The organism is Runella sp. MFBS21 (genome assembly GCF_029433105.1).
Taxonomy (GTDB): Bacteria; Bacteroidota; Bacteroidia; order Cytophagales; family Spirosomataceae; genus Runella.
In genome coordinates, this window is sequence record NZ_JARNTW010000022.1 from 1 (window position 1) to 18,980 (window position 18,980).

Annotated in this window: 17 protein-coding genes; 2 read left to right on the plus strand and 15 right to left on the minus strand. The window is 40.2% G+C overall.

Annotated features, from left to right (window positions below; genetic code table 11):
* Positions 1 to 168: 168 nt before the first annotated feature.
* The 5 genes from P1X15_RS26940 to P1X15_RS26960 all read right to left on the minus strand — a co-directional run bounded on the left by P1X15_RS26940 (position 169) and on the right by P1X15_RS26960 (position 3,649).
* The gene (locus P1X15_RS26940) at positions 169 to 585 is read right to left on the minus strand and encodes a hypothetical protein (RefSeq protein ID WP_277341240.1); all 417 of its coding nucleotides are present in this window, start codon (positions 583 to 585) and stop codon (positions 169 to 171) included.
* A gap of 68 nt (positions 586 to 653) precedes the next feature.
* Positions 654 to 1,079, minus strand: coding sequence for a hypothetical protein (locus P1X15_RS26945; RefSeq protein WP_277341241.1), 426 nt, complete (start codon positions 1,077 to 1,079; stop codon positions 654 to 656).
* Between the two features lie 67 nt (positions 1,080 to 1,146).
* On the minus strand, positions 1,147 to 1,572 hold the full coding sequence (locus P1X15_RS26950; protein WP_277341242.1) for a hypothetical protein: 426 nt from the start codon (positions 1,570 to 1,572) through the stop codon (positions 1,147 to 1,149).
* Positions 1,562 to 2,917: a DUF6973 domain-containing protein gene (locus tag P1X15_RS26955; RefSeq protein WP_277341243.1), complete on the minus strand. Its 1,356-nt coding sequence runs from the start codon at positions 2,915 to 2,917 to the stop codon at positions 1,562 to 1,564. Before P1X15_RS26955 ends, P1X15_RS26950 begins: the two co-directional genes overlap by 11 nt.
* A 156-nt stretch (positions 2,918 to 3,073) precedes the next feature.
* Entirely contained in the window at positions 3,074 to 3,649 is a 576-nt protein-coding gene (locus tag P1X15_RS26960; RefSeq protein ID WP_277341244.1) for a Crp/Fnr family transcriptional regulator, read from the minus strand.
* A gap of 153 nt (positions 3,650 to 3,802) precedes the next feature.
* Between P1X15_RS26960 and P1X15_RS26965 the strand changes: the two genes are divergently transcribed.
* Together P1X15_RS26965 and P1X15_RS26970 are read left to right on the plus strand one after the other, a co-directional pair.
* Positions 3,803 to 4,111: a hypothetical protein gene (locus P1X15_RS26965; RefSeq protein ID WP_277341245.1), complete on the plus strand. Its 309-nt coding sequence runs from the start codon at positions 3,803 to 3,805 to the stop codon at positions 4,109 to 4,111.
* Between the two features lie 3 nt (positions 4,112 to 4,114).
* Positions 4,115 to 4,555, plus strand: a complete 441-nt coding sequence (locus P1X15_RS26970) for a DUF3592 domain-containing protein (protein WP_277341246.1) — start codon at positions 4,115 to 4,117, stop codon at positions 4,553 to 4,555.
* A gap of 83 nt (positions 4,556 to 4,638) precedes the next feature.
* Here the strand turns inward: P1X15_RS26970 and P1X15_RS26975 are convergent, their stop codons facing one another.
* The 10 genes from P1X15_RS26975 to P1X15_RS27020 form a co-directional block, all read right to left on the minus strand.
* On the minus strand, positions 4,639 to 5,802 hold the full coding sequence (locus tag P1X15_RS26975) for an AIR synthase related protein (protein WP_277341247.1): 1,164 nt from the start codon (positions 5,800 to 5,802) through the stop codon (positions 4,639 to 4,641).
* Between the two features lie 123 nt (positions 5,803 to 5,925).
* Positions 5,926 to 7,269 (minus strand): Gfo/Idh/MocA family protein, encoded by a 1,344-nt coding sequence (locus P1X15_RS26980; RefSeq protein ID WP_277341248.1) that lies wholly within the window; start codon positions 7,267 to 7,269, stop codon positions 5,926 to 5,928.
* A 120-nt stretch (positions 7,270 to 7,389) separates the two neighbouring features.
* Positions 7,390 to 8,919: a serine hydrolase gene (locus tag P1X15_RS26985; RefSeq protein WP_277341249.1), complete on the minus strand. Its 1,530-nt coding sequence runs from the start codon at positions 8,917 to 8,919 to the stop codon at positions 7,390 to 7,392.
* A 37-nt stretch (positions 8,920 to 8,956) separates the two neighbouring features.
* On the minus strand, positions 8,957 to 10,444 hold the full coding sequence (locus tag P1X15_RS26990; protein ID WP_277341250.1) for a reverse transcriptase domain-containing protein: 1,488 nt from the start codon (positions 10,442 to 10,444) through the stop codon (positions 8,957 to 8,959).
* A gap of 343 nt (positions 10,445 to 10,787) precedes the next feature.
* Positions 10,788 to 11,759 carry a DUF4034 domain-containing protein gene (locus tag P1X15_RS26995; protein WP_277341251.1) on the minus strand — a complete coding sequence of 324 codons (972 nt, stop codon included), beginning with the start codon at positions 11,757 to 11,759 and terminating at the stop codon, positions 10,788 to 10,790.
* An 18-nt stretch (positions 11,760 to 11,777) separates the two neighbouring features.
* On the minus strand, positions 11,778 to 13,427 hold the full coding sequence (locus P1X15_RS27000; RefSeq protein ID WP_277341252.1) for an SWIM zinc finger family protein: 1,650 nt from the start codon (positions 13,425 to 13,427) through the stop codon (positions 11,778 to 11,780).
* 9 nt (positions 13,428 to 13,436) lie between these two features.
* The gene (locus P1X15_RS27005; RefSeq protein ID WP_277341253.1) at positions 13,437 to 14,009 is read right to left on the minus strand and encodes a hypothetical protein; all 573 of its coding nucleotides are present in this window, start codon (positions 14,007 to 14,009) and stop codon (positions 13,437 to 13,439) included.
* Positions 14,010 to 14,195: 186 nt separating this feature from the next.
* Positions 14,196 to 15,635: a WGR domain-containing protein gene (locus P1X15_RS27010; RefSeq protein WP_277341254.1), complete on the minus strand. Its 1,440-nt coding sequence runs from the start codon at positions 15,633 to 15,635 to the stop codon at positions 14,196 to 14,198.
* A gap of 16 nt (positions 15,636 to 15,651) precedes the next feature.
* A complete protein-coding gene (locus P1X15_RS27015) occupies positions 15,652 to 18,627 on the minus strand; it encodes a hypothetical protein (RefSeq protein ID WP_277341255.1) in 2,976 nt (991 codons plus the stop codon).
* On the minus strand, positions 18,584 to 18,880 hold the full coding sequence (locus P1X15_RS27020) for a WGR domain-containing protein (protein ID WP_277341256.1): 297 nt from the start codon (positions 18,878 to 18,880) through the stop codon (positions 18,584 to 18,586). The genes P1X15_RS27015 and P1X15_RS27020 overlap by 44 nt, the downstream gene beginning before the upstream one ends.
* Positions 18,881 to 18,980: the final 100 nt, after the last annotated feature.

Here is an 18,980-nt window from a genome sequence, read left to right on the forward strand (position 1 = left end):
ATTGGGGGTTGGCCATGTCGCAATTGTACATTAAATTTGGCGATAGATTACAAGCTGACAGAGAAAATTACCTCGGAGGCTGAAAAGGCAAAACTAAAATCCTGACACAGTTCAGCGTACACTCCCATATTGCTCAAAAGGGTGTAATCGTTGTGTTCCAGCTTAGGCTTAAAACCCATATCCATGTTCCCGAAAGACGACCTCTATTTTGCCCTTCTTGGCTGTGCCGGGGACGAATTCTAAAGCAAGAATAAGGCCTGCTTGAGTTCCCTCTTCTACTTCTTTAACTTTAATCGAATCTGTATAAACAGGGTACTGTTGCCTAGCTAGACTATCTAATTTAATGGGTCTTTTACGTGCCTTAAATTCAGTAGTGTCGACACAAAGCCCTATACCCAAAAAACCCAAATTTCCATCCATGTATCCTTTTACGTTTATATCTACGATACTATCCTCCCGCTTAATTTTGTAAAAGAAAAACTGGGTTTTGGTCATATCAGTGAAGGTATATGCTTCTATTATGTCTTTTCGTTCGCATCCCATCAGTACCAACAAAATGCCGATAAAAACTCTTTTAATTATCATTGCCTCTTAGGTACTTAGTGCCCCACAAGCCACTCCAGAAACGACCTGTGGGGCATTTGTGAAAAGCCTTAAAATCCATATCCATGTTCCCGAAAGACGACCTCTATTTTGCCCTTTTTGGCTGTTCCAGGAATGAACCCCAATGTAATAAAAAGTCCTGCCTGAGTACCTTCTTCAACCCTTTTAATATTAATTGAATCTGAGTGAATGGAAAGAGTGTTTTTGTTAATGCTATCGAATGGCGGTGCTACGCTGATGGGTATCTGACTTGCTTTGAATTCTGTCGTATCACCACAAATAGTTTTGCCAAACCCCAAACTTCCATCCATGTATCCTTTTATATTTATATCCACGATACTATCCTCTCGTTGGATTTTGTAAAAGAAATACTGGGTTTTGGTCATATCGCCAAAAACATACGTCTCTATGATGTCTTTCCGCTCGCATCCCATAAGTACGAATAAAATGCCGATAAGAAACCTTTTAATTATCATTGGCTGTTAGGGACTTAATACCCCACAAACTACTCAATAAGTAACCTGGGGGCATTTGTGAAAAGTATTAAAACCCATACCCATGTTCTCGAAAGACTACTTCTATTTTGCCCTTTTTGGCTGTGCCAGGGATGAATTGTAAACAATACATAGCCCCAGCTTGAGTACCTTCACACCCGCCCTTAGCAATGATAGAATCAGCAAAAATTTTCATGTATTCTCTTAGATCACTACTGTCAATCTCACTAAGGTTTTTGGCACTATTATATGAGGAAAACTCGTTTTTGTCAAAGCAATTTCCTTCGTAAAAGCCCACAGTTCCAGCTAAAGTTCCTTTAACTTTATACTCCACTATACTTTGCTCTCTTTGTATGGTATAAAATAAAGATTGAGGCTTAGAAAAATCTGTGATGATGTGCTTCACTATTATATCTTTTCGCTCGCATCCTACTAATACCAACAAAATGCCGATAAAAACTCTTTTAATTATCATTGCAAAAACTGGTTGCGGAACTGGTTGGAATTAAACTGCCTTTTTTTACACCGCTTGTACCTATCGAAAGGCGCTTTCCTTGCTTATTGTATATAGCCTCCAAAACTTTCTGACGTAATAGTACCCCTCCACAGCCACAGGTTTCAGCCACTTTGCGGCCAAGTTGATTGTTCCATAAATCCATTTGTGCGTCTAAGCTAAACATGTCTTCACTTTCATGATTATCACCTATGATTTTTGCTTCTGATGAGCCAAAACTTCTGAAGTTTAGTGCATTCCAATACGCGTGTTTAAACGCATTTTGATTAGTGCCATCTATATCAAGATATTGTACTCCATTTTTTTCACACATAAATAAACTTTGAGCCGTACTCTCAGCTAATTTTTTATTGCCCCATGCAGCAGCAACTTTTGTTGGATTGGCCTTTGCCCATTTAGCTTCTGCCTCATTTAGGCTTCCTAGCCATTGTAAAAAAGCAGTAATTTTATCTTCGGGTACTGCCCATCCCTCTTCAAGTGGGTCTTCATTAGTAGTACTGCTACCCCATCCACCCCCACCGCCATTGTCGTAAGGAGAGTAGTCGATGTCGTGTTTACTTTGGCAATCTCCAGTACTTACAGTATAACTATAGGTTTCTGAATACATATAGACAGGATCACCACAACCATACCCTGTAACACAAGCCACCGAATAATAATTGATTGTGGTGGTGTAAGTTGTGGTTTGGCATGTTGTACGTAAATTAGCCTTCCCACCACTTACTTTTGGCAGTAAGGTTTTTATTAAATTCCCATCCTCATACACAAATCCTCTTTTAAAATTCCCTTCATTATCTTCAAACCAGTGCATACCTGTAAAATCACGATCTTCTGATTTGTTCTTTTTTCGTTTTTGATACGTTGGGTCTGCTTTACTATACATTCGTTCCAATATTTCTGTTCCCTTTTCATCTTTATAAAGTACTAATTGTAGAGGGGTGACTAATTCTGAAAGGTTCAATTTGCCCTTATCTGGCTCCGCATCAATCTTAGTCAAAGTAATAGATTCTGGCATTTCAAAAACAGGAACAACTAGTGCTTTTCGTCCTCCCTTGAATTTAAGTTTTTTTGCTCTTTCCCAATCGGGGCTTTCTTCACGGGCTTTCTTTCTTGCTTTCGAAGAGATTTTGTTAGTCTGTAAGGAATTTTCGTAAATAACCTTTGCTCTCTCAATTGTGACTTCATCTGAAGTGGTTTCTCCAATTGAAGTTAGAGGAGTTATTAATAATTCTCGACTACACGAAACCCCTGTAAGTAAAATAATAAACAATGCGTTTGAAAGATGCCGAAGTCGGTTTTTTTTCATAATTTTACCTTGGTTTAAATGATTGAACATTGTTTGAACTGTCGAAAAGCTCCGCTCGGTCGCCAAACAGATGCGGGGCTTTTTCGTATACAAAGGAAAATTAAAGAGACGAGCTTAGATTTGACTCAAATTAAAAAATGGATTGATTAGAATCAATTAGTATGCCTCGTATAATTTTTTTCGGATTCGACTAAGGGTAGCTGGAGCAAGATTGAGAAATTGAGCAACGTGCTTTACCTGAAGACGGCAGGCTAATCGAGGGTAAAGCTCCAAAAAACCTTGATAACGTTTAAGAGCGTCTTTTTCCCGAAAAAGCTGGAGATGGTTATCGTAAGAGATAAGAATATTTTCAAAAATTAACCTAAAAGGCAGATTGAGTTCGGGGTATTGCGCCAACAATCTTTGTAAATCTTCATATTGGATGGCGATTAGCTGGCTATCTTCCAACAATTCGACATATTCATAAGAAGGTATTTGTCTTAAAAAGCTCTGTACGGAAAGTACCCATCCACCTTCTTGTTCAAACCAAATACTTACTTCGCGGTGTGTCTCTGTATCATAAAATGCACGTATAAGTCCCGTTTTTACAAAATATAATTTCTCATTTACTTGACCTGGAATTAACAAAGAGCGACCTGCTTTATAAGATAAGGTATGTGAAACATCACGTACCGCAGATTGACATTGTGGCGAAAGAAACGAAATTTTGGACAAGGCGACGGCTAAAGGCATGGCTGTTAGAGGTTAAGTTTTGAAGTTGCAAAAAAAGTATTTTTTTTGATATACAATATAGAGTAAAAATACTTAATTTTCATTTGTTGCTTTGAACTGATTTGATATAAAACAAAACTTTATATATTTGTTGTGAACTTAACCATTAGGGTCATGAAAATAATTCTTACTTGTTTTTTAGTACTGGGAGTCTCGGTAGCTTGGGCCCAAAAGCTAGAATTGAGAATTCCCTCCAAACCCTTAAAAGCCCAAAAGGCGTATCCCAAATTATATTCGTCCAAGGAATATCGTTTTTCGCAGGATTCGAGCATAGCCTATTCCAATAAGGATAATATGCCCATTCTGTTGGCGCAATCCAATGACAATATGCCCAATGCTAACTTTAAAATGCACCAAGACAGTGGAAGTGTCTATCGGATGCCGAATCCAATGAGAAGAAGTCGCCGCCCTATAAAACCCTAACCAATGCGTAAATCCTCCAAATCAGTTGCTGCCTTTGTCTTTTTTGTGATAGGTGCCCTTTTTTTAGTGGCAGGATGGAAGTGGTATGCTTCGCAAGAAAAGTTTTTGGGCACTTCCAAAACAGCAAAGGGGAAGGTGATAGAACTGACTACGGTTGAACGAAATAAAATAGGAAAAAAGAAGAAAAGCGCACTTTTTCCAGTAGTAAAATTCACTACTTTGGAGGGGCAAACCCAAACTTTTCGCTCCCCAGCGGGGAGTACACCAGCGGCTTATGAAATAGGCGAAATCGTAGATGTAGTTTATAACCCACTTTCGCCTTCAGAGGCTCAAATCATGGGATTTTGGAGCATGTGGGGAGGCGGGGTAGTGTGTATAGCGTTGGGAGGGATTTTGATGATAGTAGGAGTCGCTTTGGGCATTCGCTCTTGGCGCGCTAAGTAAATGTAAAACCCTAGTCCTTATAAAATGCCATGCTATCGTTGCTTTCTGTGGGATAGCATGGCAAGAGATTAGAGAAGAAATTTCTAATAAACAAACTCCCCAAATTCACTCTGAATGGTCACTTTTTTGCCTTCATTGGCTTCTACACGACCAATAACTTGGGCATCAATTCCGAATGATTGTGCAATCTCAATGACGTGTTGGGCATAGGTTTCTGGAAGATATACTTCTAGGCGATGACCCATGTTGAATACCTTATACATTTCTTGCCAACTCGTACCACTTTCTGCTTGGATAAGCTTAAAAAGCGGAGGAATAGGGAACAGGTTGTTTTTGATAACGTGCAGATTATCAATAAAATGCAGGACTTTGGTTTGGGCGCCACCGCTGCAATGCACCATCCCATGTATCTGTGGCCGAAGCTCATCTAAGAGCGTTTTGGCAACGGGCGCATAAGTACGAGTAGGAGAGAGAATCAATTTGCCGACATTGACAGGCGTATTGGGTACGGGGTCAGTGAGGCGTTTGGAACCACTATAAACCAGCGAACTATGTACTTCAGGGTCAAAGCTTTCGGGGTATTTGGGAGCAAGGTAGCTATCAAGCACATCATGACGAGCTGAAGTAAGGCCATTGCTTCCCATGCCGCCATTATAAGTGTTTTCGTAAGTAGCTTGTCCAAAGGAAGCCAACCCTACAATGACATCGCCGGCTTGAATGTTGTCGTTTGAAATTACTTCCGCACGTTTCATCCGCGCAATCACCGTACTGTTGACGGTAATGGTGCGTACCAAATCGCCTACGTCGGCGGTTTCGCCACCAGTACTATATATTTCAACGCCGTGGCTGCGGAGCATTTCTAGTACTTCTTCGGTACCATTGATGATTTCGGCAATGACTTCTCCCGGGATTTTGTTTTTATTGCGGTCGATACTCGAGGAAATCAACATCGGACCCGTTGCTCCCACGCAAATCAAATCATCGGTATTCATCACAATCGAATCTTGTGCAATACCACGCCATACCGACAAATCGCCTGTTTCTTTCCAATACAAATAGGCTAGAGAGGTTTTGGTGCCAGCGCCATCGGCGTGCATGATAGTACAATAGTCGGGATTACCAGCGAGGGTATCAGGCACAATTTTACAAAATGCCTTAGGGAAAAGCCCTTTGTCGAGATTGGCAATGGCACGGTGTACGTCTTCTTTTGAAGCCGATACGCCCCGTTGAAGGTAACGTTCAGTCATGGGGTTGAAAACAAAATGAGGCGCAAAGTTATCACTTTTGCGCCTCATTTTCTAAATTCTTTCCGTTATGTCGGTCTAAATCCCAAAGAGTGCAGCAGGGGGATTCTTTGTACTCTTACGTTGCTATATTTTTGGCAACTGCCAGCCGTTGTTATAATGAGCCTTAATGAGTGCATTGGCTTCAGCATCATTTTTAAATGAGCCTGTGGTGGCATCCCAATACACTTTGCGGCCTGTTTTGTAGGCTACATTTCCCATGTGGGCATTGATAGCAGCCACGCTGCCAGTTTCAATACCGCATTTCAGGATTTTGGGATTATTGTCTTTAATGGCCTGAATAAAATTCTTGGTGTGGTCATTGAGGTAATCACCGTTGCGGGCTTGGTCGGGAATATCTTCGATTTTATAAACTTTGATACCGTTTTTATTTTGGGTTTCAGGGTGTAATGACCACCCGCCTCGGTGCAATACAAGCGTACCATTATTTCCAATAAAGGCAATCCCTTCGGTAAGGCCATAATTGCCACCGTCAATGCCTGTAGCATGCTCCCAAAGCATATTAAAGCCTTCGTACTCATAGACGGTTTGCAGAGTATCGGGTGTTTCAGAAGCATCGTCGGGGTAGGCCAATTTACCGCCCGAAGCCATGACAGATTTAGGGGCTTTGGCGTTCATGGCATACAAGGCAATGTCGATTTCATGTACACCCCAGTCGGTCATCAAGCCGCCCGCATAATCCCAAAACCAGCGGAAATTGAAGTGAAAACGGTTTGGGTTGAATGGTCGCTTTTTGGCGGGACCTAGCCACATGTCATAATCTACGCCGGTCGGTACGGCACTGTCGGGTTTGACCGGAACAGGCTCCATCCAGCCCTGATAGGCCCATACTTTCACTAAACGAATATTGCCTAGCTTGCCCGAACGCACATATTCAATCGCTTTTTCGTAATGCGAACCACTGCGCTGCCATTGTCCGATTTGAATGATTTTGTTGGAACGTTTGGCGGCTGCCAACATGATGTTACATTCTTCAATGGAATTGGCAAGTGGTTTTTCGCAATACACATGCTTACCCGCAGCCAAGGCATCAGTGAGAGCGAGGCAATGCCAATGGTCGGGAGTACCGATGATGACCGCATCAATGTCTTTGTTTTCGAGCATTTTGCGGTAATCTTTGAATAGTTGAGGGCGTTTACCCTGCGCTTTTTCTACGTCTGCCGCGCGGCGGTCGAGTACATTTTGATCCACGTCCGCAAGGGCGATACACTCTACGTCGCTTAGCTGAAGGTGTGAGCGTAAATCAGACCAACCCATGCCGTTGCAACCGATTACGCCCAGTTGTACTTTCTCGTTGGCCGATACGCGGTTGCGTTGGCTTGCCAGTATTTCTAAAGGAGCAAATGCAAAGAGGCTGCTTCCGGTCAATACAGAGGCTGAGCGTATGAATTTCCTGCGTGAAGTTTGCATAGGTTTAGTGTGTTTTTTAGGCAAAAGCAGGAAGAAGAAATAATCTAATGAAAGAATCCAAGAAGAGGGACAAAGTCGCAGATAAAGAATGTTTTATGTGTCTGCGACTTTGCAAAAACACTACTTCTTCACTTCTCCGATATGATATTCTTGAATCAAAGGTGAACTTTCGGGCGTAAGTGTAAATGACACCCATAGCGTGGTCTTTTCTCCTTCGATAAGATAACGCCCTCTCAGTTGATTTTCGGGCACTATTTCTTTGACATTCAAAATTTTTCCAGCTTTAGCAAAGAGGGTATTAGCTTCTTTTTTGAGGGCTTCAAGTGAGTAGTCCGCAAAGAAGTTTTCGGCGAAAAGACCGCTCGTTTCGGCATTTTTCCAATCTGGCAAGATTTGCGTAAGGTCTTTTTGCCGTTGTTTAAGAATATCAGAAGCGGGTAATTGGCGAGGTTGTAACTGTGCACTGATGATAAGTGTATCCAAAACCCTGAGATTAATAGGTACAGTAGGGGCGTAAGTAACATTGGCAAAACAAACTACACCGATGCCATATTCGGGCAAAAAGCGCCAATTGCTCCCAAAGCCGGGTAAGCCACCACTATGGCCTATATACACACGGTTGTCGCAGTCGCGCATCCAGTTGAGTCCATAGCAATAGGCAGATACTGTACCACATGTACGACCGCTTGGGTATTTGTATTGGGGTGCGAAACTGCTGATGTTCCAAGGTTGGTGCATTTCTCGAATCGAACTGCGTTTGAGAGGGCCATTGTCAGTGTCGTCTTTGGGAGGCCATGCCGCCAAGTGCAGCGCCATGTATTTGCTAAAATCTTCGATTGACGTAATCAAACCTCCCATGGCTCCCCAAGCCCCATCATGAAGCAGGGCCTCTTCGGTCCATTGGCCGTCGCGCCAACGATAGCCGTGGGCGAGTTTATCGGCTGGAATGTCGGTGTATTCCCACTTAGTATGCGTCATACCGAGGGGTTTGAAAATATTCTCGTTGATAAATTGCTGATAAGTTTTACCCGACACTTGTTGAATGATATATCCCAACAGCGTAATTCCAAGATTGCTGTATTCGTACGTAATACCCGGTGTATTGGAAAAGGCAATTTTGCTTTGAAGGAGTTTAAGTAGTTCCTCGTTCGTATCCGCGAGTTGACGGTCGCCCCAAGGGTTGTCTTCAGGAAATCCCGCTGCGTGGGTCAAAAGGTGCCGAATCGTAATTGCAGGAGCATCGGCAGTGAGGAGCTTTATGGAAGCAAGCTCTGGGATATACTTACTAGCGGGGTCGTCGAGATTGAGTTTGCCGGCATCACGGAGCTGTAAAATCGCCATGGTAGTAAAGCTCTTGCTCATTGACGCAATCCTGAAAAGTGACTGAGTGGAAGCGGGGGTTTTCTGAGCGAGATTGGTATAGCCGAGGCTATTGGTATGAACCAGCTTTCCATCTACTACGATTCCGTAGGTAAATCCTGGGAAATGATTTTTTTCGGCGTATTCTTTATAGATTTTATCAATGGTCGGAAAAACAGCTTCGATTTTCTTCATCCTATCCGGGTCGGTAAAGACGGGCGGGCGGTAGGATTGACTATGTGCAATAGAGATAATTGAAACGAAGAAGACACATTGGAAAAAGTTTTTCATTGGGAAAGTTTCAAATTAGTTGATGATAGACTTGCTCCTAAACCACCTCCCACCATGCTTTATCGTCGTTATTTGAATCTTGAAAAGGGAGCGATGTGGGAGATATATCTTTAATAGAGGGAGATGTTTTTTCTTTTTTACCAAAAATGGTATCTAACTTTGTTTTGAATTTTGCACCTTGTTCGGGTTTTATCATACTCACAAAGTTGACATACCCCCTCATAGAAGCTTCTAGGTTTTTACTATTGTTCCAAGTTTTACCTTCTACGCCTGATTGCTCAATGTGATGAATAAGGGCACGGAATTTACGTAGCATTTGTCGATCGATACTCACTTTCTCATTTACAATAATGCCTGTTACTCGTTGTTGAGTACCTTTACGCATGACTGCTATTTTTTCAGGATGAACGACAAAACCTTCATCTTCAACAATTTTATGGACACTCCAAAGTAATTGTCCTACGAGTTTTGAACCTTCGCTAGTAGCTGAGAAAGAGAGGTCGTCGGCATATCGACTATAATTGAATCCTAATTTTTGGCCTAATCCTTGAAAACGCAGGTCGAGCCGGTGACAGATAAGGTTGGTAATAGCGGGGCTGCTGGGTGCTCCTTGCGGAAGCTTTCGGATACTTTTTGCAGTATAATAAATTTGGCTATCAATCTTTACAATATCTACTTCAGGCTCAGTACAGATTAACGCCAAAATCGTAGCTATCCGTTCGGAATAGCCTAATTTATGATATAAACCTTTGACACGAGGATAGGTGATAGTAGGAAAAAAATCTTTTAAATCGATATTAACTACTACTTCTTGACCCGTGTGGTTTTGTGCATTGGAAAGAATGGATTTTTTAGGTACAAACCCATGAGCCGCCTCTGAGGAGGGTATTTTATAGAGTATATTTTCCAATATCCAGTATTGTGCCTTTTTCAATAAAGGCATAGGAGCTGATATTAATCGTTTACCGCCAGATTTTTTTGGAAGATAAAAGCGCTTATAATGAGAAATTTTAGAGACAGTTCTATTGAAAGCTAAAAACCGAAGATGGCCTAGAGAAACTCCCATAGCCTGAGCTAATTGAAAAGGGTTTTCAAAATGTGGCAGCCCTAAGGTATTAAGTTGCTGGAGATTGCTTTGTGTTTGATTCAAGCCTCCAGAAACACCTTCTCCTAAGTATCCAATAGAGTATTGTTGTTGAATTTTCCACGCCTCAGCTTTTTGTTGGCGACGCTGCTCATTTTTAGCTTTTGTTTCCTCTCTTCGTTTTTTTGATGCTTCTAGACGCGACTTACGCATTTCGGCCAGCATGGCCTGTTTATTAGCATAGCGTTGCTGTTTTTGAGAGAGTTCATTTAATTCTCGATAAAGCTCTCCCTGTTTTGCAATAAGTTGTTCAGAAAGTTGGGGTTGGGCTGCATCAGTTTGCCAGAATCCGAGCCGCTTCATCTCCGAAAAAATGAATTCGTCGCGTGAGGTTTCGCGAATGCGGTCGTAGATTTGTTGGCGGGTGAGGCGTTCTGACATAGTGTTTATTCAAATAAAACCCCTTTCTTCACTAAGACAAAGAAAGGGGAGCAAATTCAAGAAATTTTCTTCGATCATACTCAGGACTAAATCAATCAACTCCAAGAGGGCGCACCCCCATAGGGGCTTTTGCTTCAAGGAAGCCATACTGTGAAAGCCCCTATGGGGGTGTTGCCCTCACAGTAAAGATTGCATTTAGTGATGCATGTAAAGTCATATTTCACGAACGACGAAACATCGTTCTTTCCTTTCGGAATGCAAGATTTTGAATTTCTTGATTTGCTTGTGCAAATTAAAATGTTGATTTGATTTAGCAAACCTTTTCTACAGATTTTTCTAGTCTTTATGCGAAAAGGTTCTGTAAGTCTTTATTGGTCTTGATACCCCGCAAATAATTCCAAGGAGTGGCGCTCATGTGGCCTTTAAACTTTTCAAACTCTTTTTTTGCCAGTGCCTTTTCTTTCATCAAGTACAGTAAGAAACAAAATTTGTTTTGAATGGGATAGATGATTTCTTTGGGTTCTTGAGTAGGAGAAAATTCATTGTATAATTTGAAAAAATCAGCCCTGAAATCTTCATTTTTAAGGAAATTATCCAATTTTTCGCGCCCGTTTTCTTCTCGTAAGTACCCCAACGCATCTTCTATAAAACACTCTAGCATTAAGCTTTTAAAGAAAGGATTTGGATTGTTGGTAATGATTTGATCCACAAACTCGTACATTTCTTGTTTTGACCCTAGCCATTTTTCTTTTAGCGCATTGAGGGTAGCCGAATGCGCATAGAAATGATTAGGGTCTAGCTGAATCGCACTTTGGAAATGACTTAAAACAGCTTCTTTGTCACTTAATCCCATATACATCGGAATCGTACGGGCGTGAGTTTCAGCTTCATAAGGATTTAATTCGAGAGAGGTTTGAAAGTGTTCTTCTGCTTTATATAAATAGTTTAAAAAACCTTCCCATTGCTCTTCAGTGACATCTTCCGCCCATTTAGCGGTGCGGCTTTCCCAAGCTAAATGTACACAGTTTGCTCCTCTAAATAAATGAGATATGTACGAATCAGGTTGCGCAGATACCCACTCTAATATTTTAGCACTGTACTGATTCTCAAAGGCTAAGTTTGCTACCAATAAACTTTTTTCCCAAGATTTGCTTTTCTGATATTGCTCAGTAAGATTGTCAAATTCCCCACTTAATAACAATGATGCTGCTCGGTTGACGGAAGGATTCCCAAAAGAGGGGTCAGGATCACGAGAAGGATGGGGTTGTATGTTTGAATCTTTAGATTTGCCGAAGCCGAAAAGGGTTTTGAACATCTTAAAATAAGCTTAGAATTATGAGGGTGTTTTTTTTTCTATATATGCGATTCGAGTTGCTAAAATATGCTCGCAGGGACCTTTGTAGAGTTTGTTGCTGATATAAAAGTCACAATCACAGTGAGCTTGTACGAGTCGTTCGTCATTGTCGATGAAGAGTGATGGTTTAAAAGTACGCCCTCCCGATTTAATCGTTGCCGACATTGATAATCCATGAGAAGAAGACTGAGCGTTTATGTGAATATTATTATTTTTTACTAGTAATCTTGCCGCCTCTTCGCGTGGATTGTCGAATCGTAACTTGTGAATGGGTAAAGGGTCTCGCGAAAGCTCCCGAATCCTGTATACCCCGAGGTTTAAATCAAAGATGGTTTTGCCTGCTTGGGTAAATGTTCCTAAAGCGCCTAATACAGTTTTGGTATCGATATTAAGTCTTTTAGCTAAATTATCAGGTTTTTCGTACCAGTTTTCACGCAAAGCATTGTAAATAGTCTGAGAGAGAAAACCATCGACTTCTGCTCGCGGAGCCATTAAGTCAAAATTGCCTACTCTTGACCAATCGTTGGCTGACCATCCCGAAAGACCCAATGTGAAAGTCATGTCTCCTAAATCAGCTATAAAAAAAGAAGGAAGTCCTGAGCCGAGTAGGTGTACCGTAAATATTTTAGTGATAGGAATTAATCTTTCTAAAATTAAGAGCCGCCGTCTTCCCCAGACTCTTATAGTTTGAGGGGTTGAGCCTTTAAATATGGATCTATTGCATACGATTTCTTTATTGAATGGCTCAAAAAGCAATACAATAGGTTCGCCGGGCTTTAAAATAAATTTAATAGACCTTGGTCCTGTTTTTTCTTTAAATCGCCTCAATAACAAGCAAATATTATAAACATCCATCGGATGTAATTCAAAACTCGTAGTAGGTAGGGTCATGGCTGAACTGACCTGTAAAAACCCCCGTACCCAACTATCAGGAACATCAATTTTTACCTCTTTAAATTCGGTTTCGTTCGTAGTTTTGACAGTAAATCCAGTAGGGTCGATTTTAAAATCAGTTTCTTTATAGTCTCTTATTTTTTGGAACTCATGATACAGCCCCGACGAATAATCAATGTTAGTAGTGCCACACTGAAATTCGTTAATTTCTTTGAAAACGTTGTAACTTGACTCAAGTTTTCCGTAAGTAGATTCATCTTGACTGAAACATTCAAAAAATACTTCATCGGGATGTACCGTAATGACGGGGTCAAGCACCATCCAAGCATCCCGGTCTCTTAGGTAAAGATAGTCAAAATAGCGCCGCTGCGCTCTATAAAAAGGGCTTAGAATTCTGTCTCGTTCCTGATTTAGACCTCGCAATTCTTTGCGAATTGCTTCAATGCGTGTTTTGACAGCTTCGACATTATAGGTTTCTAAAAATTCGGCCAAAAATAAGCCTTCTTGCTGGGCAGCCCATTCTTTATAGGCGGTTTTGTCTTTGGGTTTAAATCTCATATCAGACACCACCACATCATGCAAAGCAGAAATGGCTTCTCGAAACGCTATTTTTTTGTTGAGTTTTCCCACAAAATAAGTAGGTTCCCTTAGAGTATCAGGCACAAAAGATACACCTACCGAGTTGGTGTTGCTCACTATTGAGCTGTTTCCACCATATTTATAACTGAAAAGCATATAAATGTCTCATTTAGAATATTTTCTAATATACAATTCAAAGCCCAAACCTAAAAAAAACATGGACAGAAACTGACCTACTAAAATTAAGCATGTCGTCATTAGGAAGTTTTCCAAGGCCCATAACATTCGAAATACAAAAAACAAACCACCTAAGTATTTTATGAAAGCATATAGCATGTAAAAAAAACCTCCAACAGTAAGTAAATTAGTAATGAAATTGGCGGGCGTTTTGTCGGAACTTAGTATCTCTACAAAATGTACCGCAAAAGTCGGAGCCGCTACTAAGAGAATTAGATTGGTAGCAATGATTCCGCAAACGTTTACATTAGTTCCTAGTTTATTGATTAGATTTACTATATCTGTAGGTGGGGCATCAAAAAAAATAACATCGTGAAATAGATTTGATAAACGACTGTAATCCTGATTGTTGTCTGTAAAAAAATGTAAGAATATTAGAGGAATAATGAACTTTAAGGATACTAAAAGCAACCTTCTGAAAAGAGGTAGGCCACTCAATGTTGAATCAATTTCTTTTCTCTCCTCTCCCAAATAATAAGCCCCCTCTACTTTTAATCCCATCCAGTAAGGAATTAAGTTTAGAAAAATGGGCACTTGATTGAAGACTTTGAAATAGAGTGTATAACCCCAGCCCGCCTTAAATCTTATAAAGTCACAATTGTTGCTTCGGTACAACAAAAACTCAAATAGGCATTTGACTGACAATACTAAGTTGAATAGGATGATAACCCAAAACGCCATCTGATGCTAGTTTTGTAGTTTTAGAATATTTCCAAAAACACGGTAAAAGCCTCCCTGTGAAGCTTGCCGTACTTCATCAACTATATATATGGCTCCTTCTTGCCTTAGGTTTTTAGGGAACTGAACATGCCAATTTTTATTATATCCCTCCGAAATCACTTTTACTCTTAGCTGCCCATTTTCGAGCTGACATTGGAGTTGTACGCCAGTATTTGGGTTTTGAGTAGTTTCTAAAACCAATGTATCGTTGATGGTAATAGATGGTGAAAGCTGTGAAGCTGCCACTTTGATGTCTTTGTAAACAGGCACAATACCAGATTGTGCATTGAGGATGGCATGTTCGGAGGCATCAATGCATACTAGTGCTCCATCGGTAGTGACTGTATAAAGCTTTTCTTGAAAATACTGCATTGATAGAGCCGAACCACAGCCAGTAGCTAATTTCCAAAGACGTTGACCACTCGCGTTGAAACAGTAGATAGAGGAGTAGTTGTCTCCCGCAAAAACATATTCGCCGTCTTTTGAAGCAGCGCAAGAATAAACAGTTGCATCGGTTTTATAATCTCTTAAATGTATGCCATTTTTTGAGAAAACTTGTACTAAAGAATGGCTAGTGGCAACATAGAGGGCATTGTTCTCCATCCAACCAAACAATACCGCTCCGGTGGAATAGTGCTCCCATTCAAATCTACCATCGGGGCCATTAAAGGCCGTAATTCCGGCGGAGTCTCCGTAAAAAACTTTTCCACGCTCATCACAACGCATCATCCACGCGGCACGGCCGCTTTGCTGTTTGCTCCATTGCTCTTCATCTTCGTAGTTGATAATAGTGGCGCGCCCACTAGCATCCGACACCCCAAGCAAGCCATCGTTGATGTCAAGCCAATAAATATCAATTTTTTCGTTAATTTCATAAGACAGACGAGGCCTTTTACCAGTTAGGTCATACACGTTGCCATCGTCGCATCCCACATAAATCCAGTCACTATCTGCCACAATACACTTTACACTATCGGGTAAGCGTTGGTGTAAAGTGAGTTCTCCTTGGTGATTGAGTCTAAAAACATCGCCTTTTTCGTTGCCCACCCAGCAGTTGATATCATCAATGTATATCCCAAATGCCGCCGACTCTGTCTGAAACTTCCACAGGATAGGCAGCTTGTTTTTGATGAGAGAAGGCTTACTTTCAGTGGTTCTGCGGGTGATTGCTCTTTTTGTACGCACTCCCATTACTGCGGGAGCATATCCTTTTTTGGCTTTTTCTTGAACTTTCTTATTCGCAAATTTGAGGGCTTCTTCGGGGGTGTTGTGGGTAGCGATTTGGGTTTGGCCTTTATCGCCAATGCGCCCATACCGAATCGTAACGGTTGTGGAATCAATGGTTACTTCATAAAATTTATGTGAAGATCCTTGGTCTTCCGAGAGCTCTAAATAATGTCTAACCATGACTTAATGTTATATTTTAAATTCTATCTTCAAAATCTAGTACCGTTAGAGGGAGAGGTAGGTGCTCAAATTTAGTTTGTAAATCGCGCATGATGCGAATACATGTGGCTTTGTCTTCAATAGAGGCAGTGGCAGAGATATCTCTGAAAATATCCGAAATTAGAATCGCTGCTTCCTCCGATTTGAGTGCTTCTTGATGTAAAAATCGAAACACTCTAGCTTTAGAACTGCGCCCCTTGTTGACTCTCGTAAGTACTGACCTAAAATAAAAATTCAAATTTTGAAGTTTAGTAATATCGCCTGCCGCAAAACGTTCTAAATAATTAGTCGCAAAGAGTTGGACACTTGTACTAGGATGTTGGCTCAATTTGAGTAAGTATTCACTGCCTTGTTCTTCCTCAAAAAAACGGCTAATGAGTTCTTTCCCTAAAGCTTCTATCTCAACTTTTGTAGAATCAGTGATTCCTATCAATACCTCGGGCGACCAGTCTTCTGCCTCAAATTTTTGACGGAAAAATTGAATCGCAAAAAGCCTGGTATCTTCCCACTTAGAATCTAAGAGTTGGAGGGCTTCTTCGCGTTCAAATTTTATTCGATTGAGATTTTGCTCGTAATATTGGCAGCACCATCTCCGAAAAACCACTAACTCATGATTGCCCAAATCGACGATTTGCTTCATTCTTAGCTGATTTGGATTGACATGTTTTTCTAGCAATAGCGCGCCTAATTCTTGGGCAGGACGATAGTTAGAATGGATCAATCGAAGAGTAGAAACTAAATTTACTTCGCCAAGATATCGGACTAGTTGAGTACTCAATATCATATAAATATCGTGATGAAGGGCTTCGTCTGATTGTTTACTCATCAGTACAGGAACTAGGTAATTGACTAAAAAAGAGCTATAAGCTGGGTCAGCTTGTAGATGTTCTTCTAATTGGATCAATAGCTCGACACCTACCTTACGAACGGAAGTATAAGGACTTATTAATAACGAACAAAGAATAACAGCAGAAGGATAAGTATTTTTGAGAATGATAGTTTTGACCACAAAGATTTGAGTGGCTTCTACTTTGATTGCCAACAAATCAACCAGAATTTGATTGTTTAGTTCGATAAGGGTGTCTTTACAAATTTGTAATAAAATAGAAGTGGCATCTTTAATAATACTGTTGTTTTTGTCGTTTTGCTCTGCTAGTTCAAATAATTCTGCAATAGCTCTCCCTAGCAATAGTTGTTGTTTTGAGATATCAATGGGTGTTTTGATGAGTATTTTTTTTGCCCAGATTCTAACATCAATGTATGTAGAAAATAATAAGTTTTTAACAAAAATACTTTCTTCAAAATAATTCTCGAGGTCTTTTTCGATGATTTTGAATCCTAATTCTCTAGCTTCAGACAAGGGACTTTCGACTAAAGAAAGAACAAGAGAACGATTGGGGTTAATACCTAAATGTTGATTGGCTAGCCCTAACCCAAACCGAGCTGGTATCAAGTATTCAGAAGCTAGAAATAATCGTATCATTTTTAAGTCAATTCTTTTTCTTATGCTTTCATAATCTGGATGTTGTGAAAGGTTTTGTAGGGCGAATTGATGGATTTTGTCTACTTTGGCTTGCAGCAATAGCTGAATATAAGCTTGTGGGGTCTTGTCCCATAGGTCGGGATATAGTTCCTCTCGAACTATATTTATTTTTTGAGGAGTAGTATTTTGGGGTTCTCTTGAGGATGTCGAAGTAGCGCTTGGTATAGACAAGGGTTTGTGAGCAAACAACCCAAAAATGGACTCAAAAACGCGATTTAAAATTCCTCCTGAATCCGTGGAAGGTGACGGTGGTGAGGCTGGTGTACTTGGTGAAGGCTGATATCGATTCCAGTTCTGTTGCTGATTTATGGTTTCTACCTGTGTATTTACCCACACTTTGCCCGTGAAAGAGAGTCGATTTCCACCGCCATACAAAATTAAATTCATTAAAACAGCGTCATAATAATCAGGATAGTTTTTACGAAGGGTCTCCCAAATTTGAAGTTTTTTAGAATATTGGCTTATTGTATTTGAATAAGCCGCTTTATAATCGATTTTTGGGTCGTAGGAAATCAAAATGGAGATAGCAAGCTTGATATATTCTGCTCGTTTTTCCTCGCCAAATTCTTTTAACTGCCGCAGGGATTTACGAATTAAATAGGCTTTGGTTTTATCTGAATAAGCTACACTACTTGTCTTTTTTTGCAATTCGGCTTTTACTCGATAAATTTCTTGATAGCCATGCGTTTTGGTCACACGTGGACTTTTATACATAGCGACCGAACGCTCAAATCTGTATGAAAGCAATCCCAATATTTCAAAATCATCTCTTAATTCAGCAATTTTTAAAATATGACGCACCGCTCGGAAATAACCGCTTTCTAAAGGTATTTTTTGTAAAATAGAAACTATGATTTTTTTTAATGATTTGTCTTCAACAGATAATAGATACAAAGTTTCTAAAAAATCATAATCTGTATGCTTTTTACCGAATAGTTTTTCTTCCAATAAATTACTCAAATCTGTGTAAGAGGTTAATAAATTTCTTACATCTTCTGGCAGCTGCTGAATATAATAGTTGAGATGTTCTTCGCGCTCTTTCCCTTCCACTAATTGCAATAATCCTGCTCCAGCAATACGGTTTATTTTTGTAGAAGCTTTTGGATGATGAAAATAAGTTTTAAGGGGAGCGGAAGCTGCTTTTTCATCACAACGTCCGAGTGTCCATAGAGATGAATAAAGTTGCATTTCGTCGCCTTTGTCCAATAATCTCAAAACAAAAGGGACCGCTTTTTTGAGGCGCAACTCACCTGCTCTCCAAATGACACGCGAAGGTTTCCATTGCGTTTTGAATGAATTCTGATTTTCAATAAATCCTTTTAAACGCTTCAAAACAGCTGCTTCAAGAGGATTGTCGGAATAGGTATTATAGGGTAAGTCGGGAAGCTGTAGCAATAGAAATTGACTCAAATTGGGATAACTCTTGCTGAGTTTGGTAACCTTTACGTTTTTTTTCTGATTCCAGAGATAAAAAAACTTGCTCTGCTGAATTCAAACTTATAGGTGTATCGGTTTTGGTTCCTTCTTTTAAAGGATTCCCTCGGCGACCAAAACGAAAATTAACCACATATAAACCATTACTGATTTCACATAGGTCTATTTCGTAAATTTTGTCGGAATTGCCTTCTTTAAAAAATAGTTTTGATTGTTTGATAAGCTTCATGGGCTGTAAACAATAGGTGTAAGGATTTGAAATGGCAAAATATCAAATTGATTTATAATCCCCAAGAGTCTTTATTGTTGTATTTTTACAAAAAAGAAAA